Genomic DNA, 20,311 nt, shown 5'->3' with positions numbered 1-20,311 from the left:
TCTTTAATGTTCCATTTTCAAATCCATCTTACCAATTAAAATCATAATTATCTAGTATTATTCGGAAAAAGGAACATACGAAAAAGAGAGAAAGGACCCTGTCCCTTCTCTCCTATTGTTTCATATTCTTCCCATGAAAGCCATTTCAAAATTGTTTGATTCCGGCAGTTCGTTTGATTTCCTCCTGGAGTCGACGACCTTCCGTCACCAATTGGCTCGCTCCTTGCTTCACACGATTTCCTTCTTCAGTGATTCGATTGATATTCCCTTTGATTTGATCGATTCGCTGCGTCGTATGATCAATGTTCGTCTGCAAGGTTTGCTGACGAATCGTAAAGCGCTCCATCAGTTGTTTTAACTGCCGAATATCCTGAGACAGCTTCTTTTTGTAAAGACTGAATCCGAACAACACGAGTCCTATGATAGCCAATAAAATAATACCTAACGTAATCCAAATCATGACTTCTCCTCCAATACAGTTTCAATCGCACGCGTTAATTCTTCGATTGATGCCGTTCCTTCAAGTCGGACAGTAGCAACTCCAGCATATAAGGAATAGCGACGTTCAAACAATCGTCTCACTTGTTCCCGTTCTGTCACGAGTGGACGATTCGGATCAGCGGCGATACGTTCCCAAATCAAATCAAAGGGTGTATCGATCCAGACGACTGTTCCGGACTCCTGCATGTACAGTCGGTTCTCTTCCCGTTCGACGATCCCGCCACCTGTGACGACCACTTCCGCATTGCTACTCTTCAACAATTCGCTTTCATGTGTACGAAACCCTGCTTCGCCATGCTCAGCGAAAAAAGCGGTAATCGTTTGTCCATGTTCCTGTTCGAACCGTTCATCCAGTTCGTCGACCTCGTATTGTGAACCCAATCGATGTCCGACGGCTGTTTTACCAGTTCCCATAAACCCAATCAAATAAACCTTACTCATGTGTGACGACCGCCTCGATTCTTTGACCATTCTCTAATCTCGCTTCCATTTTAAAGCCTTTATCGGTCGCTGTACAGCTGACTTGTCCGATTGGGTAGTGGAGGGTCTCGTCCTTCGTACAATCTGCTTTCGCCGCTCGGATGAGAGACTCGAGTTGAAGGGCTTCTTGCTCTAACTGATGATGCCGCATCTCTTCGTCAATTTGCTGACAAGAAATCAAGAGCACGACTCCCATTCCTAGAAGTAACAGTAACGTTTGAATCAAGATGAATCCTTCCTGACGCATCGGAAGGAACGTCTGCTGTCGTTCAACTGAATTGAGAGAATCTCGGCATCCCCTGTCACGGTATAGTGTTTGACGTCGCGGGCGTATGTCAGTTCACCTCCCTGTTCTTTCTTGAGACGTAGTTGATCTTGCACACGGACGAGACGCCACTTTTCAGCCGTCTCTCCCGGATTGACGTCCATTCCACGAATCTCGTCTCCGACGCGCTCACACATCGTACTACGCCACATCAGTCGTTCCACGGTATGAAAGAACAATTCTTCATTCATTCGGTTGACTTCCGGCGGACGAACGAGTGGGGTCAATGTCAAGATTGCCAGCAGAAGAAGTGGGCTCAGCCATAGGACGAATGAGAGTTCGAGAAGGGTCATTCCGGATTCCGCTCGCAAGACACATCGTTTCATTGCACCACGCTCCTTGTTTCAGGACATAGGACGCTGTTCGGTTTTCAACTTGATCCGTAGCCATCTGCTCAAGCTGTTCCGTCTCTTGTTCCCATTTCATTTGTTTTGTCCGTAAATCGAGATAAGGATCAATCGCTAACATCATGAAGATACCGATTGCAACGATCGAGAGCATCACTTCAAGCAAAGAGAAGCCCGCTTGGTGTTCGTTCTGCATACTTCTCACCTCACTTTACGGATTGCCATTTGATAGTTCCCAAGTAAGAATTTGATTTCATATTCGGCTGTTGCCGAACGGCAAGACCAAGTCGCTGCATAAATCGAGTGATAGCTTTTAAAATAGATGATGCGATTCGAGGGCGGAACAGTACACGTATGACCATTTTGGAATGTCCGTTGCCATAACAACCGGTCATCCGCAAGGACAAGGTATCCTGTACCGTCTCCTCGAAATCGAAACTGCATCAATGATTGATCTTGCTTTGAGTACTGCATCAGTCGAAGTGTCTGAATATCTTGTTCCATCAGACGAACCTCTTGTTCAAGCGGAATCCAGTCCGGTCGTTTTTCAAACAGTGCCGGTAACAAAAAAACAAGTAAACAAGCAATGATTGTCAGCACCGCCGCCATCTCAAATAAGGTAAATCCACGTTCACTTCGTAAGTTCGCCAGTCTTCGGATCATACGTATACGTCTCCTGATCACAGACGAGAGCATTCGGTTTATCAGCTGTTCCGCGATTGATCGTCTGAAGCGATTCTGGGTACTTCTTCTCTTTGGCATAGTAAAGGTTTACTTCTGACCGAATGACTCGAATGTTCGCCTCACAACTCACACCTTTCGCCTGGTCTTTTCCACTTGTCATCGTTGGAATCAAAACGAGCAGTAATAACGAAATAATCAATAAGACGGCTGCCATCTCAAGTAAGGTGAATCCATCCTGTCGCTTTAAGAATTGTTTCATCGTATCGTCTCCTCTGTTTAGAATGGAAGCTGCTGTATCGCTAGCTGTATCGGATAATACAAGATGAGAAACAACGTTCCCGTCATGATCGTCAATCCACCGTACAAAATCGGCTCGATCCATAACAACTTTTTCTCTAGTTCCTCTTCCATCGACTCATGTAAGAGTGTCGCTTGTTCAAGCAACAACGGTCCAAGATCGCCACTTTCCCGCGCCAAATGGACGATTCCAATCGTCTCGGCTTCGATGATCTCATCTTCGCCAAGCGCTTCTGCAAGTGGTTCCCCTGCCTGTTGTTTAGCATGTAGACGAGCATAGAGATGTCCTTTTTTATTCGCTTGTCCTTGCTCTAGATGGCGAAAGGTCTCTTCGAGCGAGAAGCCAGCATCGATGAACGATCCTACTTCGATCGTGAATAAATAGCTGTAGTAGAGGCGAATCAAACGCTGTAGCGGTTTCAGTCGTAAAATACGGTTTAACGGAAAGAAGCGAAAAAAGAGGTACCCGGAGGTCAACAAAATAACGGGAATACTTGCGAGCAGATATTTCGCAGAGGGGTGAAGAAGGAGATGCAGAAATGAGGGGAGAGTCTTCGGGTCCGACATCTCGAGGAGAGACGGAAATACATAGAGGGCGTAAAAGAAGAACAGAAGGAATAGACTGGTCGCTAGAACAAGCGGATACCGAATCATCTTCCAAAACTTCGATCGCATTTCTGTTTCGAGGTCGAGCAGTTTCACGATTTGGCGAAGAACGAGCAATGGTCGCTCTGTCCTTTCTCCAACGAAAAGAAGTCGTTTTAAGGTATTCGTTAACGCAAGCGGTTCAAGCGATGCTGCAAAGGAGTCTCCTTTCTCAAGACGTTGTTCCATTTCTCCGACTACTTCCGCGAACGGCTGACGCTCGAATCGTTTTAAAATGAGTAACGTCTCTTTCGCGGAAATGCCTTTTGATAACAAACGGTGATATCGTTTTAAGAACCGACTTTGATCGCGGCTTGTAAGTTTCTGACGGTACAGCGGACATCCTCTCCTTTTCGCTCGAGATGAATGATACGTTGACAGACAGCTAGTTCTGACTCTTCGATCCCTAAACTACGCAATCGCAATCGCGCCTCATCAATACTTCCAGCGTGTAACGTAAATAACACGACGTGACCACTAAGTGCGGCATTCATCGTCAAACGTGCTGCCTCTCTCGTCCGCACCTCACCAAAAGCAATCCAATCCGGATCCGCTCGCAATATTTCCTCAAAACATCGCGTAGCAGTGAAGCCTGCCTTTTCATTTAGTTCCAGTTGCAAGACGTTTGGTACCGTACATTCCACCGGATCTTCAATCGAGATGATTCGCTTTTCTTCCATTGCACTCATCAAGGAATATAACATCGTCGTCTTTCCTGCACCTGTCGATCCAGAAATGACGATACACCCGTGTCGTTGTTCAGCTAACCAAGCGAAGTCCAATTGATTGTGTAACGTTCGTAAAGCTGTTTCTTGAGAGACCGTTGATCGATAAAATCGCCACGACATCGCATCCCCTTGTCGACTCGGCAACAACGAGACACGCATGCCCTTTTTCCCGTGCGGATACAAACCACTTTGCGGAATCCGCTCATTCTGTTCCTTTAAGTTCGCCTCATAGCGGACATGACTGACAAGTGTCCGGTATCGCGTCAGTTCCACCTCTTCTTGTTCACACAAACCGTCACCCGTTCGACAAACGATTCGGACGCAAGCTTCATTCGGTACGAAATGAACATCTGTTGCACCAAGTGATTCGAATCGTTCCATGAGTTGTGTCGTCCATTCCTTCATTTCTCTTCACCTCCCTACTGCAAACAATACACAAAAAAAAGAAGCCGACCAAACCGGCTTCTTTACGATACGTGTGCGATTGTCCGATGTTTACGCTTCGCCAGTGTCTCAAGACCTGGTTTATCGTATCCGATAACAAGTTGTTTTCCATCAGTGATGATTGGGCGGCGTAATAATTTCGGATTGTCACTCATGAGGCGTAATAACTCACTGAGTTTCATGTCTTCAATATCAATGCCGAGATCCTTGAAGGCTTGACTGCGTGTTGCGAGCAAACTTTCAATCCCATCCGTCGATAATTTCAACAGTTCCATGAGTTCATCAACTGTTGGAGCATTTCTGAACAGATGACGTTCCTCTACATCAACATGTTCCTCTTTTAACCATGATTTCGTTTTACGACATGATGTACAGCTTGGGTATGTGAAAAAGACTAACTCATTCGTCATTTTTGCTCCTCCTCTCAAAGTGTGGGGTTTCATTACAGTTACTATAGCACGTCAATTTTACTTTGTACACCTTTTGTACAACTATTGTACAACTTTTTTTGAAACTTCATCTTTTGTTCACAGTTATTCCTTAACAATCACTAGAACAGGATAGACGAATGATTGTTTGCTTGGTAAAATAAGTACGTATATTGACTATCTGTCGGATTTAGGGGGTTATAGGAATGGGGAGAATGTACCGCGTACTCGGTTTCTGGACTGGTATCATCGCAGTCATGGCATTTATCGGCGCATTGGGTGGCGATGCAAGCTCAAGTGAGCATACGGATTCATTTTTAGTCATGGGCTTCGTCTTCTTAGCACAAACTGTCTTTTTTGCAGCGCTTGGTTACTTGCGTTTAACTGAAAAAACGTATGTCTATATCTTTGGAGCTTACTTAACTGTATTTTTCATCGTCTTTACGTACTGGTCGAACTTCCAGATGTAATGAAAAAAACTCGTCATCCTTTTGGATGGCGAGTTTTTTTAGTCAGAGGAATGGATTCGATTTCATCTCTTGACGAATCGTCGTACTCGGACCGTGCCCTGGATAAACCGTCGTATCTGCCGGTAGTTCCGCGATGAGTCGATCCAGTGAACGCATCAATACGTCTTGATCCCCACCATGAAGATCCGTCCGGCCGACGCCTTGCTGGAACAGGAGATCTCCACCGAACGCGATCCGCTCTCCTTTAAAGTAGAACGTCACACTTCCTGGTGAGTGTCCTGGCGTCTCAAGTACATGCATCGAAAAGCTACCGACCGTCAATCGTCCTGGTTGCAACAAATGATCCGCTGGTTTCATTCGCATCGGTGGCATTCCAAATTTTGCTGAACCATTCCATTCTGGATTACCGAGCCATCCTGCTTCTTCCGGATGCACGTAGACAGGGGCTTCCGTGAAGCGTCGTAACATATCCACACCACCAATGTGGTCAAAATGCGCATGCGTTAATAAAATCGCTTTTAATGTTGCTCCCCGACTTTCAATTTCATCGAAAAACCGCATATCTTCTGTACCTGGATCAATGACGAGACATTCCTTGTCTTTAAATAACAAATAACCATTCTCAGATGCCATACCGGAAGTGATCATTACGATTTCCATTCTATAAAACCCCTTTACAATAGACTCTTCTCCTACTATACACGAAATTGTCGAAAGTTCCTGCAACGCCCTCTCGACTTTATCCCGCGAGTCGGATAAACTAAAAAGTGAGATTTAAGTGAAATCTTCGTGAAATTCATAACGTGATTGTTTAAGGGGGAGTACGTCATGCATTTGGATCAACCAATCGGTTGGCTTTTCTTCTTCGTCGCACTCGTCGGCGTTTGGGCCGTCGTTCGTTCACTTAAGAAACGCCAAATGTTTCCACTCGTATTCGCAGGTCTGACTGTCGTCTTATTCGGCTGGTTCGGGATTGCGACATTGATTTACGGCGGTATTCCATCGTAATCAAGATACGCTAAAAAGAGGCTGACTCAAAAGTCAGTATCTACAAAGATAAGGGAGGCAGATTGATGATCTGCCTCCCTTACCTCGTAATAAAAAGAATGACGCGTCACACGCCACTCCTACAGGAAAAAGCGCAATTTTGCGCTGTCAGAGACAAACGAGACCCGTTTTTCTGCTCGAATGGAGCGGAAAACTGGCTTGTGTCTCGCCTGAGGAAAGGACGTGAAAAGATGCGTCATTTTTTAGTGTCAGCCCTTTTGTCTAAAATCTGAAGAGAGATGCCTCGCGCATCTCTCTTTTTATTTGCCTTTCTACAAAAAAACGAATCCACTCGAAAGTAGATTCGTTTTCCTCATCTTATTTTGAAGTTTGAAGGAAACGGAGCAAGTCACCGTAGATGACTTTATCCGAAAGTCCTAACTCCTTCTCGGATTGTTTCGTAGATTGTTTACACATCTCCGCTAACTCTCCATCTTTTACTTCTTCACCTGTCTGACGATCATAACATGTTTCCTGCGTATAAACCGTTTTGTCTGTTATGACGGAACCATCGCGGAACAGCGCATAATCCTTGTGCTGCTTCGAGAAGAGATCGGTACCGAACAATACTTCATTCTTGAAGTCTTGTCCTAACAGATGTAGCAATGTCGGTTTAATGTCGATTTGGCTCGCGACGTCTTCATGTTTAACACCTTTCGTTTGACCCGGTAAATGGATCACGAATGGTACACGTTGCAATTGCGCGACATCATACGGTGTCAACTCATCTTTGTTCATGAGTTCTGCCATCGCAGCATTGTGATTCGTCGAGATACCATAGTGGTCGCCATAGACCATGAAGATCGTGTCATCCCACGTACCATCTTTTTTCAGACCCTCGATGAATTTACCGAGTGCCATATCTTGATACGCTAGTGCCTGAACATAATGGTTCAACGTCGTAGAACTTGTCTCAAGCGGTGGTACGAGTTCATCTTCTGGTTTTGGCATCTCAAATGGATAGTGGTTCGTCAATGTGATGAACTTCGAATAGAACGGACGTGGTAAATCTTTCAACATCGGCAATGACTGTTCAAAGAATTTATCATCGAGCAAGCCCCACTCCGTCAAATCTGCTGGATCACCTAGGTCATAATCCGTCTCTGAGAAGAAACGATCGACGCCAAAGCTATTGTAGACGATGTCTCGGTTCCAGAACGATTTGTTGTTTGCATGGAAAACAGCTGAATAATAGCCGTCTTCTTTCAACATTTCAGGAGTTGCCCGGAATTCGTTTTCTCCGTTCGTAAAGAATGCTGCACCGCGTCCAAGTGGATAGATCGAGTTTTCGAGAATGAACTCAGCATCTGCCGTTTTCCCTTGTCCTGTGTTGTGATAGAAGTTATCCCATGAATGCGATTCCTTGATCAACTTATTCAGGTTCGGTGTAATCTCTTGTCCGTTTGGTGCTTTTAATCCAACTGCAAAGGATTGTGCCGACTCAAAGGAAACGACGATGACGTTCTTTCCTTTGTACTTTCCGAACATAGCTGGGTTCGGTTCGGCATGTTTTGAATCAATGAAGCTTTGAACTTCCGACAGTTCAGAACTGTCTGCGAGTGCTTTTTGCGCAGATGTCTTCGACTGAATGAGTGCGTCATACATATGGAAGTTAAATGTTCCGATGTTTTTAACGAGCAGTTCTCGGTCAAAGGCACGTGTGAGCAATTCTGGACGTTCTGTCTCAGCGAGCGTCAAGTTTCCAAGGAAAACGACAACTGCTGCAACGAATGCGAGAATCGCACGTCCACGTGACGCAACGTTTTTTGACATGTCCATTTTCCGTAAGAAGAACGGTAAGATGATCAAGTCACCGACGATCAATAAATCGGACCAATTCAAGAGTGACCCGAGCGATGCAGAAACGGTCTCTGCATTCGATGTTTGGAACAATACCGGCAACGTCAGATAGTCATTAAAGAAGCGGAAGAAAATGATGTCCGCATATAAAATGAGTGTCGCGACGAACAATGTACCGTAGATGAACCATTTTTGAACATTTCCCCGGAAGAAGAAGCTGAACCCGAACATGAAGAGCGCTGAACTAATTGGGTTAATTAGTAGAATGAATGCTTGCGCAGAGTTTGTTACGGGAACGTTGAAGAAAAGTGTATACGCTAAATACGTTTTTAACCAAATCAATAAGGTCGCAATCCAAAAGAGCTTGTGCTCTTTATAGGTGCTGCGAACGCCTTGACCCATCTTTAGGCGCATTCGCGACCAGATGTTTGCGTCTTGCTGCATAAAAACCTGCCTCCTAATTTACATGTGCTTTCTGCTTTCAGTTCACACAACTTACATCATAATTTACATATACCCATATCACGTGAAAATTTTACGCTTAGTTTTACAAAAATGCAACTGGAATCCGGAAGATACTTAACAATCACATAATTACTGTACGTTTGTAAACAAAAAAAAGATTCGCCGAAGCGAACCTTTTACTGAAATTGAATATTATTATTTTTTGAGAAACATCTGCTTCGCAAGCCATGCACAGCCGATGACTCCGGCATCGTTTCCAAGCTCGGCAATCTTGAACGTCGTCGATCCGAAAACCCGTGGTAAAGCGAAGCGTTCGAACTGTTGACGGAGTGGTGCAAGCAATGTCTCGCCCGCTTTTGAGACACCACCACCGATGACGATGATTTCCGGGTTGATACTGTTTGCTAAGTTGGAGATGGCAAGACCGAGGTGGAACGTCACTTCTTCTACGACTTCCGTTGCAATCCGGTCGCCTTTCTCATACGCTTCGAATACGTCTTTCGCCGTCACTGCCTTGATATCGTTGAGTAATGTTTCCTTCCCTTTTCGCTTCTCAAGACCAAGACGGGCAATCCCTGTTGCTGACGCGATCGTCTCAAGACATCCTTTGCGACCACATCCACATAGGACGCCACCTTCAGGCAACATCGTAATATGACCGATTTCTCCAGCCATTCCGACTGTACCATGCACGATTTGTCCGTTTGTGATCAGACCACCACCGACACCCGTACCGAGTGTGACCGCAAGGAGTTCGGTTGCTCCACTACCGGCACCTTTCCACATCTCACCGATTGCCGCTGCGTTCGCATCATTTTCAATAACAGCCGGTAAACCCGTCAAACGCTCGAATTCACCGATGAGTTCAAAGTTATTCCAACCGATATTGACCGCTTTCTCAACGACACCTGTATTGAAATCAATGAATCCCGGCGCACCGATGCCTGCTCCGACGAAATCTTCTGGTCGTTTATTGCTCTCTTGACACTTCTCAAAGAAGGATTTTGCGATATCTCCAGGAATTTGTACGCCATCATTCAAAACGACCGTCTCAATTTCCCACTTTTCTACAATGATCCCTTGCAAATCCAAAATTGCCATCTTGACTGTCGTTCCGCCGATATCAATGCCGAGTAACCATTTCATTGCTTCGTCTCCCCTATACTCATATAATGTCTGCTTCCTCATTTTACCGGACATAACTTGTTTGCGCAAAGGGTTGCACAATCTTAAATGTTATCGGATTGTGAACGCTTTAATTCATGTCGCAAGATTAGTTTTGCTGAATCGTACTGTCGTTGTTCCAAAACGCCTGCTTCTTGTAATTCATCGAGTTCAAGCATCATCATCGCGATATCGGACGCCCGATCCCCAAGATAGATGAATGTCCCGTATGTCTTGAGTAATTGCTGTACATCATACAGTGTCTTCATCGACCATCGGCTCCTTTACATAGGCATGCAGCAAATCATATGTCGCTTGTAACGACGTCTCATGTGTACGTTCGTACGAATGACTCGATTCGATTCCCGGACCGAACAATCCGTGCCGGACGTCGTGGCCCGCACTTACTGCTGCTGAGGCATCCGAGCTATAGAACGGATAAATATCAACCTTATATGGAATACTATTACGTTGTGCTAAGCGCGTTAACTGGTGGCGTAAAGCCAAGTCATACGGACCTGAACCATCTTTCGCACAGATCGAGACCGTGAATTCATCCGAATGCTGACCGTCTCCTAGTGCCCCCATGTCGACCGCGATGTATTCTGCGACCTCGTCCGTGAATCCAGCATTCCCACCGAATCCAACTTCTTCGTAATTTGAAATCAGAATCTGGACCGTGTGTGGTAGTTCGATTGTTTTCCATTCCTTGATCAATTCAAGTAACAAAGCAACGGATGCTTTATCATCGAGATGGCGCGACTTCACGAATCCTGTTTCCGTATAGAGGAATCGCGGATCAAACGTTACGATGTCTCCTACTTCAATCCCCGCAACGCGCGTCTCTTCTGCCGTCGTCGAACGGATATCGAGTCGTACTTCGATATTATCAGCGGAGCGTTCCGTTTTGTTCGTCTCGCGCGACGTATGAACACTCGAATGATGGAACACGATCGTACCTGAAACCGTTTGACCGTCCATCTTATGAATGAGACAGTTCTCACCTTCGATCGCTGTCCAAGCATATCCCCCTAGTTGTGATAAACGAAGTCGTCCTGTTGGTAGAATCTCTTTCACCATCGCTCCTAGTGTGTCGACGTGTGCCGTCAGTAACCGCGTACGCGTTGAAGCACCAGGTAGTGTCGCTAAAATCGCTCCTTTTTCAAGCTTTCGATACGTGATCCCTTCTGCGATCAATCGCTTTTCTACATATGTAATCGCTTCTTTTGTCGAACCTGTTGGACTCGGAATCGAGACAAGCTCTTCAATCGTACGTATGACTTCTTTCATATTCATTCGCTCCCTTTCAATCGGACTACGACGTGACATCCGCTTTGTTCTCATGATAACAAATATTCATTCTTTGCCGATACTGATATCCTACGGATACCATGCAAAAAAGCCGTAGCACTTTTTTTGCTACAGCTTCTAATCTACATCCTCTGAAGAACTTAGACGTACTTCTTCATCCAAATATCATCACGATATGTGCCGTCTTCTAATTTTACGGAATCTGGATCTTCGGCATATACTTCAAAACCGAGCGACTCATAAAGATTTTGTGCGGCTTCGTTCCCTGATAAAACGGCAAGAATGACTTGCTCGACGTCCGGTAACTTTTTCGCTTCCTCGATTAAGGCTTCCATTAAAGCGCGACCAGTACCCCCGCGATATTCAGGTGATACGTATACTCCAGAAATCATTGCTTTATGCGATTCACGTGACAATTCATATGGTTTGACCTGACCAAACCCAAACAATGTATCACCGTCGAACATACCAAGCCAAACCTCATCGGAGTCGGGTTCTCCCTCAAGTCCTTCTTGTACTTCGCGGAGCGGGGTTTGCTGTTCATCGTCAAACGAATGACCGAATGCATCTGGATGATTTTTTAATCCCTCAAGGCGTAGATTCCAGTATTGTTCTGCATCCTCTTTAGTTAGTTTTCGAAAAGTATACATGACTGTCGGTTCTCTCCTTTTTGGGTATCATGACGTACAAAAAAATGACGTAAAAATGCTTCTATCTCTTACTTAACCCTTTTCTAGTAAAATAAAACCTAGATTTTTTTCTTTTTACTACCGGATGAATAGATATAATTTTTAACGTATTCGTTCTCTACATCAAAAAAACTCAAGTGTGGACAAGATGAAGCAAGTCCGACACTTGAGTTTTTTGCTACTCTAATTCGTAACACCTTCATCATGATTCGTACGATTATCCTTGCAAGACGGGTTCAAGCGTCTGACGCAATACATCAGCAGAATGATGGAATTTCTTCAACTCTTCTTCCGTCAATGAGACTTCAATGATTTCACGCACACCTTGACGATTGATGATGGCGGGAACTCCGATATGGATACCAGAAATGCCGTACTGCCCATCGACATGGGCGCCGACCGTCAATAGACAGTTCTCATTTCCGAGGATGGCACGGACGATCCGAACAAGCCCAAGCCCAATCGCATAGTAGGTTGCCCCTTTGCGCTCGATGATATGATAAGCAGCATCTCGGACGTTGATGTAAATTTGATCAAGATCTGCTTGAGAATAACGATCGTCTTCAGCAAGTAGTTCATCAATCGTTTTTCCATAAATACGGCTGTTACTCCAGGCAGCGAATTCCGTATCACCATGTTCTCCAAGAATATAGGCATGGGCATTTCGGGAATCAATGTGAAAGTATTCTCCAAGCATTTGACGCAGACGTGCTGTATCCAGCACCGTTCCTGATCCAAATACGCGGGATTTCGGAAGACCGGAATATTTCCAGGCAAGATGTGCCATGATATCAACCGGATTGGAAGCCACGACGATGATTCCATCAAAACCAGAATCCATGATTTGACGAATCATTTCTTTCATGATCAACGCATTCTTTGCAACGAGATCGAGTCTTGTCTCACCTGGTTTTTGTGGAGCGCCTGCCGTGATGACGACGACTTCCGCTTCGCGGCAGTCTGCGTAGTCGCCAGCCCATATTCGCATCGGTGAAGAGCTAAATGGTGTTCCATGGTTTAAGTCCATTGCCTCGCCCTCTGCTTTGGCTTTGTTGACATCAATGATGACAAGTTCTTCACAAAGTCCAGCTGTTGACATCTGATAGGCAAAGCTTGAACCGACTGCACCAGCTCCAATGAGAGCTACCCGTGTCACTTTCGCATGTAATTCCATATCGTTATGTCCACCCTTTCATTCGTCCTAAGAGTTTGTTAACTATCTCACAATTAAATTGTAACATCTTTCACATTTTTTTGTATCATGTGAAATTAATCACATTTGTCCATTTTGTGTCATTGATATCCTAACATAAGGAATTACATACTCATATACTTTCCAGTTACCAGAATCGAACGATGATAAACCCGATTCCACTTGCCAAACCACTTGTCAAGACATTGACAGCATCGTTCCCTAAAAATCGAATACCTGAAACGTAAGCGGTCGGTTGACCATGGTGCTCTCGCTTTTCTGTGTATTCCCCACAAACCGTACATCGGTAAACGCGTTGCCCTACTGCTCCAAATAGTGTATCCAGTAGGCTCCCGAGTACACCGATGCTTGTTACGAGTAAGACGTCCCTTAAAGAAAGAGAAAATATCCAATGCGCTGCTATCGCGATGAACGCAGCTCCTGCGATCGTACCGACCGTTCCAATCAGCGACATCGCTCCACTTGTTCCTGCTGGTACCCGACGTAACGTTTTGAGCGACCATGGATCACGTTTTGAGAGTGGTCCGATTTCGGATGCCCACGTATCAGCATTCGATGCTGCGATGACGAATAGAAATAACAAGAGATACGCAAAATCCATCGTCATGGCATACGCTAAGGCAGCAACGAACGCTACCCCTCCATTCGCAAGGACCTGCCATCCGTCACGCGCGCCGTCTTTCTCAACGATGGAGTCGACCGATTGTTTTCTTGACCGTCCGACCTTCGATAACAAGCTCGAGCTACCAAAGAAAAGCAAGAGTACTACTAATCCTTGCCAACCGAATCCGAATGAGACACCACTACCGACGAGCAAGGTCATGATCGCACCACTTGTCGTCAATAAACGAAAAGATCGTCCGGTCCAAGCCAGCAATAGACAAAACAAAATGGTCGCGCTTAGCATCGGATGACCTCTAAGTCAGTGACGATCAGGTCAACTGGAATATCAAAGGCTTCCACTTCGAAATCTGAAAGAAGTTGTTCAGAAAAGGCAATCGATACTTTGCAACCTGTATATGTCACGAGTGCACGATCGTAATAGCCTCCTCCCCATCCTAAACGATAGCCGTCCCGACGATAGGCGCGACCTGGAACGAGGCAAAGCTCTGCTTGATCAAGTGAGGCGCGACGTGCTGAAGCGATCGGTTCAGCAATCCCCATCTGATTTGCTTGCAGTTGATCTTTTGGTCCGTGTTCATAAAAGACCATCTCGTCTCCGACTACTTTTGGTATCAAGACCGTCTTGCCCTCTTGCCACGCTTGTACAATTAGCATTCTTGTATCACATTCATTTCGAAAAGCTAACGTGATCGCGACACAGGTCGCTTGTTGCCATTCAGGTAGTAACAAGACATGTTCGTGAATCAATCGTTCCTTTTCCGCACGGTTCTCCATCACATCTAGTCGTTCTTTGATCAGACGGCGTACTTCTTGTTTGTTCATAGTTGTCTTCCTTTCCACAAAAAAAGCCATCACACGAAGTGACGGCTTCCATCTCAATTATTTCACTTCACGGTGAAGTGTGTGCTTACGGAGACGTGGGTTGTATTTCTTCAACTCAAGACGCTCTGGGTTGTTACGCTTGTTCTTTTTAGTGATATAAGTACGGTCACCAGTTTCAGTGCAAGCTAATGTGATTTTAACGCGCATGGGATTCCCTCCTATCTAGCTCTCGATGTATCAAGTGATTTTGCTTTACATAAGGTTAAGCATACTCAAGTATCGTACCAAGAAAGGAAAGGAATTGCAACTGTTCATCCGTTCTTTTTCGGATTCGTCACGTGTTGATATGGTTTTTCAAGGTTCTCTTCAAAACGCAGCGGCTTCTTTTCGACGTGATACTCTTGTTCCACCCCATGACGTGACTCTTCTCGTTCTAGATAAACGACCGCTGATTGGCGCAACGCATCTCCTTCAAGTCGTTTTAAGGCAACGACCAGACCGCCTGAACGATCAGGTGAACGTTCACTTTCGACATCGTAGACGTTACTGACAAGTGGCAACTCTTGGATCTTCGCGATAGCTTGGGCAGCTGATGCGGTCTCCATGTTGAAGTTGTGGATGACTGCGAAATCAACGATCTTACTCAAGGCTTGCGCTTGGCGTAAGAAGGCTAAATTTAGTGCCGCCAGTTGGTTATAGGTCTGAACGAGCGGTAGACCTGTCACTTGCACTCCGTAAACGTGAACACCTTCTTCAAATCGATACGCTTCCGGATGTTCCGTGACGACATAGACATTCTCACCAGCAGCAGCGAGCCGTCGAGCGAGCTCCGAAGCTGGTCGGTCTGACGCATCATATTGTCGGACGAACAACAAAATGGCGTCTGTATTCCAGGATTTCTCACGCTTTACTGCCACGTAGTAATCATGTGCCGTCAAGAAGACATCCGGTTCAATATCTGAATCTTGAAGGAAAGGATATTCGCGATACCGATCATCCAACCATTCCACCGTCAGCTCCTCAGCATCCAGGCGACGCTCAGTTTCTTCAAAACGTAGGATGTGCTCACGGAAACGATTCGCAGCATATTGCGCTGTCGTCTGTCCATCGAGGATGAACGGCCAGTCGCTCGAGACAGCGAGGAGGTATTCTCGAATGAGTTGACGCTTCGCTTTGACAGTCAATGCATCTTGATGACGATTTCGAGCTACGACACCTGCTAGTCTCTTCTCAAGCTGATGGAGATGACGAATCATCCAGTCATTCCGTTCGTTGATCCAGACTTCCGCGTAGCCTTTTCGTCCCCATGTTCCCATCGCGACGTGTGCCGTGTCGATGTCTTGGAAGTGACGTTCGAGGAAGATCGCCGGTGAAATCGACTCAATTCCTTGGTCTTCTAAACGTTCCATCGCTTTACCGAGGAAGTCGGGACCTTCAAACCACCAGTGACCGAACAATTCGGCATCAAATGGTGCTGTGACAAGGAACGGTGGGAAGTCTTGTCCTTGATGCGCATCCAAATGTTCACCGAGTGCTTGTGCGAAGTCTGCTGCGTGCTCACTTGTCCGTTGCCATGCCCAATCACGGACGTAATAGTCTTTTTGATCCGTTTCTCCTGTTACGCGATGCAATTTCAACCCTGTATCATAACGTAAGCCTTCTGGGTGCATGAACTCAGCGATTTGATCCCACTCTCGATCGTACGCAAGGTCACGATAAAACTCGCGGTAATCCGGATGACCCGGGTATCCGATGACAGAGCTCCAAATCTTCCCGGAAATGATTTGATCACGCGGGAACAGTGCCACACCGTGCGGCGAATAGACAGGTGCTCCGATTCCGTGTTTCGGTGACGGATCCGCGTTTAAGATGGAATGTTCGTCAACGAATGTATAACGAATGCCCTCTTCATACAAAATACGATCAAGTCCTGGCGTATACGCACACTCTGGCATCCAAAGACCAGATGGACGGAATCCGTAATGACGTTCGAAACAGTTCAATCCCGTCTGAATTTCAGAACGTGCCGCTTGTTCGGACAACATATGCGGACTGAATCCGTGCGTCGCCGTACACGTAATCAAATCAAGATAACCTTGCTCCTTGTAATGACGGAATGCGCGGTTCAAATCTTTTTCCCAGTGAAGGAACGTATTCAATAAGTCTTGATAACGGTCTTGATAGAAAAGAAGCGCATCTCGTTCCTTTTGAGCAAGCTCTCGCTCTAGTTCTTGGCGAATCAAACGTAACGTATCCTCGATATGCTCGATATACCGCTCTTGAATCAATGGATCGGCAAGCATCTCGATGACGGGTGGTGAAATGCTGACCGTCCAGCCGAGCGGACGTGATAAGCGGTCGACCTCCCACAATAATGGGATGTAGGTTTCTGAAATCGCTTCATACATCCACCGCTCTTCTAGACGATGCGCCTCTTCATGACGGATATATGGTAAATGTGCATGTAAGACGAGTGAAAAATATCCTTTTCGCATAGCTTCTCTTCCTTTCCCTCTCTCTAATTCCATTACCGGACGCGATCGAAATAGGAATAAGGACGTAATACTTCGACCCATTCCGGTTGTTCGACCTCTCCGTATTGCCAATGATGCACGACTTCCGCGAACCGTCCGTCCGTGACTGGCTCGTCACGTGGCGTTTCGACTGGTTTTGAACGCAGTACTGGAACAAAGTCCCCGTCAATCGTTTGAATGCCCCATTCAATGATGTATGTAGTATTCGGGGCGACTGGTCGAACGAACCAAGCATTCGTCATTTCTGGTAGCTCGAATTGATACGTTCGATTTGCCTGTCCTTGTTCGTATTCAACAAGCGTGACATCAATGATGCGTAATTCTTTACGGAACGAATCAAACGTCGTGTGATAGTGCGTCTCTAGCAACTGTTTCGACAGTTCAGATAATTCCCAGTAGACGTATAATGCTGTTGGTGACTGAACGATGGCGTGGAGGATGTCATCCTCGTAATGTGTCGCCATTCCAAACGCGTCGCGTTCTAGCGAAGGTACCACTTGCACAGACGGTACGACGTCTAAAACCGGTGCAGTCGACTTTTTCGTCTGCTTGACCGTTTTTGATTTTACTTTCGGCGCTGCTACAGAAGGTTGTTCTGTTAACGATTTACGATATTTAGTCCAAGCATATTTGATTTTTCCTTCAGTCGTATCCAATTGAGCTGCGATTTGTTTTGTTGTCAGCCCTTGTTCCTTCATTTTAATGATTTGCTCAAGCATTCCCAATCACCTCTCTGTCATTATTCACTTCTTTCCTATTCTACAAACGTGTTTCGAATCCCTTTACAAAAAAAGTAGGCAGAGGAAATTCCTCCTGCCTACTTGATTCATCCGTTTAAATCATAATGTTTTCCTTTTTCGAGATAGATCAGATGCTCCCCGACATTCGTCAAGTGATCACCCATCCGCTCGATGTAGCGGCAAATGTTCGTGAATTGCATGACTTCATCGACGACAATCGGCTGAAGTGACATATGACGCATGTATTGGCGAAGTGCCTTATATGTCGTCTCATCAATGATGTTATCGAGATCAGACAAGGCTTTTGCTTTCTCGACATCTCCGTCACGATAGGCAACGATTGCAGTTTCCGTCATATCCAGTAATGTCTCGAATGCTTCCTTCAACAAAGAGATATCAATGACATACGGGAACGTTTCGACACGAAGAACCGCTTTTGAGATATTCCCCGCATAATCTGCAATCCGTTCGAGATCCGACGAAATTTTCATCGCGGTGATGATTCGTCGTAAATCCGTCGCAACGGGTTGTTGCTTCGCGATTAAGAGAATCGCATCATCGTTGATTTCAAGTTCAAGATCATCGAGTTCATTATCGTTTTCGATGACCCCACGCGCGATGTCTTGATCATATTTTTCGAGTGCTTCTGCCGTTGTTGCGATCTGTTGCATCGTCTTACGAGCCAGTAAAAAGACCTTTTGATCGAGTATTGCAAGATTTTCTCCAAAAATCGTACGGTTCGCTGCCATTCGTCTCGTCTCCCCTTCTTATCCGAATCGTCCTGAAATGTAATCTTCCGTCCGTTTGTCACTCGGATTGCCAAAGATTCGGTCTGTTTGATCGAACTCGACGACTTCACCATTCAAGAAGAACGCTGTTTTGTCCGAAACACGTGCAGCCTGTTGCATGTTGTGTGTCACGATGATGATCGAGTAGTCTGATTTCAATTCTTGGACGAGTTCTTCTACTTTTAATGTAGAAATCGGGTCAAGTGCCGATGTCGGCTCATCCATCAAGATGACATCTGGTTCGATTGCAAGGCAACGTGCGATACAAAGACGTTGTTGCTGACCACCAGAAAGACCATAGGCATTTTCGTTCAAACGATCTTTGACTTCATCCCAGATCGCTGCACGACGTAAACTGCGTTCGACGATCTCATCGAGGATTTTTTTGTTTTTAACACCGTGGACACGGGGACCATAAGCGATGTTGTCATAAATTGATTTTGGGAATGGGTTCGGTTGCTGGAAGACCATTCCGACCGATGTCCGTAATTCTTCGACACCGTATTCTTTATCAAAGATATTACGTCCGTGATACTCGATTGCACCATTCGTCCGTACGATCGGAACGAGTTCGACCATTCGATTCAATGTTTTGATGAATGTCGATTTCCCGCAACCAGACGGTCCAATGATTGCCGTGACTTCATTTTTCTTAATATCGAGATTAACATCTTTCAGCGCATGATCGTCACCGTACCATAAGTTTAAGTCTTTGACGTTATAGACGCTCTCACGTGCTGCTACTGGTTGGTTCATACGCTCTGTCCCTTCTGTAACGACTGATTTCGTATTCAGCTTCGTATCCATCATCTGTCTTCCTCCTTAAAAGAAATCCCTTCTATCTATTTCGTTCGATTAGTAGCGTTTTGAGAATCGGTTCCGGATCCAGATCGCAAGCGAGTTCATCGTCAAGAGAATGACCATTAAGACGATGATGCCTGCCGCTGCAAGTCCTTGGAAGTCCGCTTGTGGACGACTTGTCCAGTTGTAGATTTGAATCGGTAATGCTGTGAACTCCGAGAAGATTCCTTCTGGCGCACGAGCAATGAAAATCGCAGCTCCGACCATGATGAGTGGTGCTGTCTCACCAATCGCTCGAGATACAGCCAAGATGATCCCAGTGATGACACCCGGTAATGACGCCGGAAGAACGACTTTGAACGTCGTTTGCCATTTCGAAGCACCGAGTGCAAGTGATGCATGACGCATCGCTTGTGGAACGGCACGGATAGCCTCTTGAGACGAGACGATGACGACCGGAAGACTCATCAACGCGAGGGTCAAAGCTCCAGCAATCAATGTCGAGCCGAAGCCCATGTTACGTACGAAGAACGTCAAACCAAGTAAACCGAAGACGATCGACGGAACACCTGCGAGGTTTGAAATGTTGACTTCGATGAACGAAGTCATCCGACTCTTCTTCGCGTACTCTTCTAGGTAAATCGCTGCCCCGACACCAATGATGAAAATCATCGGGATGATGAGGAGCATCAAGAAGATGGAGCCCATTAACGCCGGATAAATCCCGGCACGTTCTGCACGACGAGAAGGTGCGTTTTGTAGAAATTCTAGTGATAACCACGAAGCACCATCACGGATGACGCCGTATAGGAGAATACCTAAGACGACGAGACCGAAAAACAGACCGACGAGGAAAATGACTTTTGTGACGTTGTTGACGACGAGGCGCTGGCTAATGGATTTCTTCACCGCGACCGGATCGATGAATTTTTTCGTGACAGGTTGCTTTTCTGGTAAGGCCATC

27 protein-coding genes are annotated in these 20,311 nt (G+C 45.8%); 2 read left to right on the top strand and 25 right to left on the bottom strand.

Translation table 11 applies throughout. The annotated features are described in order from the left end of the window. Positions 1-145 precede the first annotated feature (145 nt). From KNQ09_RS01195 to KNQ09_RS01150, 10 genes are all read right to left on the bottom strand, one after another. The gene (locus tag KNQ09_RS01195; protein WP_023467565.1) at positions 146-460 is read right to left on the bottom strand and encodes a hypothetical protein; all 315 of its coding nucleotides are present in this window, start codon (positions 458-460) and stop codon (positions 146-148) included. Next, a complete protein-coding gene (locus KNQ09_RS01190; RefSeq protein ID WP_214857095.1) occupies positions 457-942 on the bottom strand; it encodes a shikimate kinase in 486 nt (161 codons plus the stop codon). The genes KNQ09_RS01195 and KNQ09_RS01190 overlap by 4 nt, the downstream gene beginning before the upstream one ends. Continuing rightward, positions 935-1,228 (bottom strand): hypothetical protein, encoded by a 294-nt coding sequence (locus KNQ09_RS01185; RefSeq protein ID WP_064300291.1) that lies wholly within the window; start codon positions 1,226-1,228, stop codon positions 935-937. Before KNQ09_RS01185 ends, KNQ09_RS01190 begins: the two co-directional genes overlap by 8 nt. Continuing rightward, entirely contained in the window at positions 1,204-1,497 is a 294-nt protein-coding gene (locus KNQ09_RS01180) for a hypothetical protein (RefSeq protein WP_058704323.1), read from the bottom strand. The genes KNQ09_RS01185 and KNQ09_RS01180 overlap by 25 nt, the downstream gene beginning before the upstream one ends. After that, positions 1,490-1,849, bottom strand: a complete 360-nt coding sequence (locus KNQ09_RS01175; protein ID WP_214857092.1) for a type II secretion system protein — start codon at positions 1,847-1,849, stop codon at positions 1,490-1,492. The genes KNQ09_RS01180 and KNQ09_RS01175 overlap by 8 nt, the downstream gene beginning before the upstream one ends. 5 nt (positions 1,850-1,854) lie before the next feature. Further along, positions 1,855-2,316 (bottom strand): prepilin-type N-terminal cleavage/methylation domain-containing protein, encoded by a 462-nt coding sequence (locus KNQ09_RS01170; RefSeq protein WP_214857090.1) that lies wholly within the window; start codon positions 2,314-2,316, stop codon positions 1,855-1,857. Next, the gene (locus KNQ09_RS01165; protein WP_023467559.1) at positions 2,285-2,596 is read right to left on the bottom strand and encodes a competence type IV pilus major pilin ComGC; all 312 of its coding nucleotides are present in this window, start codon (positions 2,594-2,596) and stop codon (positions 2,285-2,287) included. The genes KNQ09_RS01170 and KNQ09_RS01165 overlap by 32 nt, the downstream gene beginning before the upstream one ends. Before the next feature lie 17 nt (positions 2,597-2,613). Then, entirely contained in the window at positions 2,614-3,555 is a 942-nt protein-coding gene (locus KNQ09_RS01160; RefSeq protein WP_058265105.1) for a type II secretion system F family protein, read from the bottom strand. 14 nt (positions 3,556-3,569) lie between these two features. Then, positions 3,570-4,412, bottom strand: a complete 843-nt coding sequence (locus KNQ09_RS01155; RefSeq protein WP_023467557.1) for an ATPase, T2SS/T4P/T4SS family — start codon at positions 4,410-4,412, stop codon at positions 3,570-3,572. A gap of 62 nt (positions 4,413-4,474) precedes the next feature. Then, positions 4,475-4,861: a Spx/MgsR family RNA polymerase-binding regulatory protein gene (locus KNQ09_RS01150; protein ID WP_023467556.1), complete on the bottom strand. Its 387-nt coding sequence runs from the start codon at positions 4,859-4,861 to the stop codon at positions 4,475-4,477. Positions 4,862-5,085: 224 nt separating this feature from the next. Between KNQ09_RS01150 and KNQ09_RS01145 the strand changes: the two genes are divergently transcribed. After that, complete coding sequence (locus KNQ09_RS01145; protein ID WP_023467555.1) at positions 5,086-5,349, top strand: DUF2626 family protein; 264 nt, start codon at positions 5,086-5,088, stop codon at positions 5,347-5,349. A 42-nt stretch (positions 5,350-5,391) separates the two neighbouring features. On the opposite strand, the gene KNQ09_RS01140 is transcribed toward KNQ09_RS01145, so the two are convergent. Then, on the bottom strand, positions 5,392-6,009 hold the full coding sequence (locus tag KNQ09_RS01140) for an MBL fold metallo-hydrolase (protein WP_214857089.1): 618 nt from the start codon (positions 6,007-6,009) through the stop codon (positions 5,392-5,394). Positions 6,010-6,177: 168 nt separating this feature from the next. On the opposite strand from KNQ09_RS01140, the gene KNQ09_RS01135 reads away from it, so the two are divergent. Next, positions 6,178-6,357 carry a DUF2759 domain-containing protein gene (locus KNQ09_RS01135; RefSeq protein WP_023467553.1) on the top strand — a complete coding sequence of 60 codons (180 nt, stop codon included), beginning with the start codon at positions 6,178-6,180 and terminating at the stop codon, positions 6,355-6,357. A gap of 357 nt (positions 6,358-6,714) precedes the next feature. Here the strand turns inward: KNQ09_RS01135 and KNQ09_RS01130 are convergent, their stop codons facing one another. The 14 genes from KNQ09_RS01130 to pstA all read right to left on the bottom strand — a co-directional run bounded on the left by KNQ09_RS01130 (position 6,715) and on the right by pstA (position 20,310). Next, complete coding sequence (locus KNQ09_RS01130) at positions 6,715-8,640, bottom strand: LTA synthase family protein (protein ID WP_023467552.1); 1,926 nt, start codon at positions 8,638-8,640, stop codon at positions 6,715-6,717. A 216-nt stretch (positions 8,641-8,856) separates the two neighbouring features. Next, entirely contained in the window at positions 8,857-9,807 is a 951-nt protein-coding gene (locus KNQ09_RS01125) for an ROK family glucokinase (protein ID WP_064300294.1), read from the bottom strand. Between the two features lie 83 nt (positions 9,808-9,890). After that, positions 9,891-10,094, bottom strand: coding sequence for a YqgQ family protein (locus KNQ09_RS01120; RefSeq protein WP_023467550.1), 204 nt, complete (start codon positions 10,092-10,094; stop codon positions 9,891-9,893). Further along, positions 10,078-11,115 (bottom strand): M42 family metallopeptidase, encoded by a 1,038-nt coding sequence (locus KNQ09_RS01115; protein ID WP_082874221.1) that lies wholly within the window; start codon positions 11,113-11,115, stop codon positions 10,078-10,080. Before KNQ09_RS01115 ends, KNQ09_RS01120 begins: the two co-directional genes overlap by 17 nt. A 161-nt stretch (positions 11,116-11,276) precedes the next feature. Then, positions 11,277-11,786 (bottom strand): GNAT family N-acetyltransferase, encoded by a 510-nt coding sequence (locus KNQ09_RS01110; RefSeq protein ID WP_023467548.1) that lies wholly within the window; start codon positions 11,784-11,786, stop codon positions 11,277-11,279. A 256-nt stretch (positions 11,787-12,042) separates the two neighbouring features. Continuing rightward, positions 12,043-12,999: an L-lactate dehydrogenase gene (locus tag KNQ09_RS01105; RefSeq protein WP_023467547.1), complete on the bottom strand. Its 957-nt coding sequence runs from the start codon at positions 12,997-12,999 to the stop codon at positions 12,043-12,045. A 166-nt stretch (positions 13,000-13,165) separates the two neighbouring features. Next, positions 13,166-13,945 (bottom strand): DUF92 domain-containing protein, encoded by a 780-nt coding sequence (locus KNQ09_RS01100; RefSeq protein ID WP_214857088.1) that lies wholly within the window; start codon positions 13,943-13,945, stop codon positions 13,166-13,168. After that, positions 13,939-14,484 carry a 5-formyltetrahydrofolate cyclo-ligase gene (locus KNQ09_RS01095; protein ID WP_214857087.1) on the bottom strand — a complete coding sequence of 182 codons (546 nt, stop codon included), beginning with the start codon at positions 14,482-14,484 and terminating at the stop codon, positions 13,939-13,941. The genes KNQ09_RS01100 and KNQ09_RS01095 overlap by 7 nt, the downstream gene beginning before the upstream one ends. Before the next feature lie 57 nt (positions 14,485-14,541). After that, positions 14,542-14,691 carry a 50S ribosomal protein L33 gene (rpmG, locus tag KNQ09_RS01090; protein WP_012369771.1) on the bottom strand — a complete coding sequence of 50 codons (150 nt, stop codon included), beginning with the start codon at positions 14,689-14,691 and terminating at the stop codon, positions 14,542-14,544. A gap of 104 nt (positions 14,692-14,795) precedes the next feature. Further along, positions 14,796-16,979, bottom strand: coding sequence for a 1,4-alpha-glucan branching protein domain-containing protein (locus tag KNQ09_RS01085; protein ID WP_214857086.1), 2,184 nt, complete (start codon positions 16,977-16,979; stop codon positions 14,796-14,798). A 32-nt stretch (positions 16,980-17,011) separates the two neighbouring features. Next, positions 17,012-17,737, bottom strand: coding sequence for a DUF4912 domain-containing protein (locus KNQ09_RS01080; RefSeq protein ID WP_064300297.1), 726 nt, complete (start codon positions 17,735-17,737; stop codon positions 17,012-17,014). A 107-nt stretch (positions 17,738-17,844) separates the two neighbouring features. Beyond that, on the bottom strand, positions 17,845-18,507 hold the full coding sequence (phoU, locus tag KNQ09_RS01075) for a phosphate signaling complex protein PhoU (RefSeq protein WP_214857085.1): 663 nt from the start codon (positions 18,505-18,507) through the stop codon (positions 17,845-17,847). Between the two features lie 18 nt (positions 18,508-18,525). Beyond that, positions 18,526-19,302, bottom strand: a complete 777-nt coding sequence (gene pstB, locus KNQ09_RS01070; protein WP_053454494.1) for a phosphate ABC transporter ATP-binding protein PstB — start codon at positions 19,300-19,302, stop codon at positions 18,526-18,528. A gap of 99 nt (positions 19,303-19,401) precedes the next feature. Beyond that, the gene (gene pstA / locus KNQ09_RS01065; protein ID WP_214857084.1) at positions 19,402-20,310 is read right to left on the bottom strand and encodes a phosphate ABC transporter permease PstA; all 909 of its coding nucleotides are present in this window, start codon (positions 20,308-20,310) and stop codon (positions 19,402-19,404) included. Between the last annotated feature and the right edge of the window lies 1 nt (position 20,311).

Origin of the sequence: Exiguobacterium sp. s191 (assembly GCF_018618955.1) — a bacterium.
GTDB classification, from domain to species: domain Bacteria; phylum Bacillota; class Bacilli; order Exiguobacteriales; family Exiguobacteriaceae; genus Exiguobacterium_A; species Exiguobacterium_A abrahamii.
This window is presented reverse-complemented; position numbering and strand designations above follow the sequence as displayed.

Bases quoted from the DNA above. Each gene is read 5' to 3' on its own strand.
- KNQ09_RS01185 (WP_064300291.1), bottom strand. From the start codon at position 1,228: ATGCGTCAGGAAGGATTCATCTTGATTCAAACGTTACTGTTACTTCTA.
- KNQ09_RS01125 (WP_064300294.1), bottom strand. From the start codon at position 9,807: ATGAAATGGTTACTCGGCATTGATATCGGCGGAACGACAGTCAAGATG.
- KNQ09_RS01195 (WP_023467565.1), bottom strand. From the start codon at position 460: ATGATTTGGATTACGTTAGGTATTATTTTATTGGCTATCATAGGACTC.
- KNQ09_RS01145 (WP_023467555.1), top strand. From the start codon at position 5,086: ATGGGGAGAATGTACCGCGTACTCGGTTTCTGGACTGGTATCATCGCA.
- phoU (WP_214857085.1), bottom strand. From the start codon at position 18,507: ATGGCAGCGAACCGTACGATTTTTGGAGAAAATCTTGCAATACTCGAT.
- KNQ09_RS01155 (WP_023467557.1), bottom strand. From the start codon at position 4,412: ATGAAGGAATGGACGACACAACTCATGGAACGATTCGAATCACTTGGT.
- KNQ09_RS01115 (WP_082874221.1), bottom strand. From the start codon at position 11,115: ATGAAAGAAGTCATACGTACGATTGAAGAGCTTGTCTCGATTCCGAGT.
- KNQ09_RS01120 (WP_023467550.1), bottom strand. From the start codon at position 10,094: ATGAAGACACTGTATGATGTACAGCAATTACTCAAGACATACGGGACA.
- KNQ09_RS01080 (WP_064300297.1), bottom strand. From the start codon at position 17,737: ATGCTTGAGCAAATCATTAAAATGAAGGAACAAGGGCTGACAACAAAA.
- rpmG (WP_012369771.1), bottom strand. From the start codon at position 14,691: ATGCGCGTTAAAATCACATTAGCTTGCACTGAAACTGGTGACCGTACT.
- KNQ09_RS01165 (WP_023467559.1), bottom strand. From the start codon at position 2,596: ATGAAACAATTCTTAAAGCGACAGGATGGATTCACCTTACTTGAGATG.
- pstA (WP_214857084.1), bottom strand. From the start codon at position 20,310: ATGGCCTTACCAGAAAAGCAACCTGTCACGAAAAAATTCATCGATCCG.
- KNQ09_RS01085 (WP_214857086.1), bottom strand. From the start codon at position 16,979: ATGCGAAAAGGATATTTTTCACTCGTCTTACATGCACATTTACCATAT.
- KNQ09_RS01130 (WP_023467552.1), bottom strand. From the start codon at position 8,640: ATGCAGCAAGACGCAAACATCTGGTCGCGAATGCGCCTAAAGATGGGT.
- KNQ09_RS01140 (WP_214857089.1), bottom strand. From the start codon at position 6,009: ATGGAAATCGTAATGATCACTTCCGGTATGGCATCTGAGAATGGTTAT.
- KNQ09_RS01110 (WP_023467548.1), bottom strand. From the start codon at position 11,786: ATGTATACTTTTCGAAAACTAACTAAAGAGGATGCAGAACAATACTGG.
- KNQ09_RS01150 (WP_023467556.1), bottom strand. From the start codon at position 4,861: ATGACGAATGAGTTAGTCTTTTTCACATACCCAAGCTGTACATCATGT.
- KNQ09_RS01100 (WP_214857088.1), bottom strand. From the start codon at position 13,945: ATGCTAAGCGCGACCATTTTGTTTTGTCTATTGCTGGCTTGGACCGGA.
- KNQ09_RS01170 (WP_214857090.1), bottom strand. From the start codon at position 2,316: ATGATCCGAAGACTGGCGAACTTACGAAGTGAACGTGGATTTACCTTA.
- KNQ09_RS01175 (WP_214857092.1), bottom strand. From the start codon at position 1,849: ATGCAGAACGAACACCAAGCGGGCTTCTCTTTGCTTGAAGTGATGCTC.
- KNQ09_RS01095 (WP_214857087.1), bottom strand. From the start codon at position 14,484: ATGAACAAACAAGAAGTACGCCGTCTGATCAAAGAACGACTAGATGTG.
- KNQ09_RS01180 (WP_058704323.1), bottom strand. From the start codon at position 1,497: ATGAATGAAGAATTGTTCTTTCATACCGTGGAACGACTGATGTGGCGT.
- KNQ09_RS01190 (WP_214857095.1), bottom strand. From the start codon at position 942: ATGAGTAAGGTTTATTTGATTGGGTTTATGGGAACTGGTAAAACAGCC.
- KNQ09_RS01105 (WP_023467547.1), bottom strand. From the start codon at position 12,999: ATGGAATTACATGCGAAAGTGACACGGGTAGCTCTCATTGGAGCTGGT.
- pstB (WP_053454494.1), bottom strand. From the start codon at position 19,302: ATGAACCAACCAGTAGCAGCACGTGAGAGCGTCTATAACGTCAAAGAC.
- KNQ09_RS01135 (WP_023467553.1), top strand. From the start codon at position 6,178: ATGCATTTGGATCAACCAATCGGTTGGCTTTTCTTCTTCGTCGCACTC.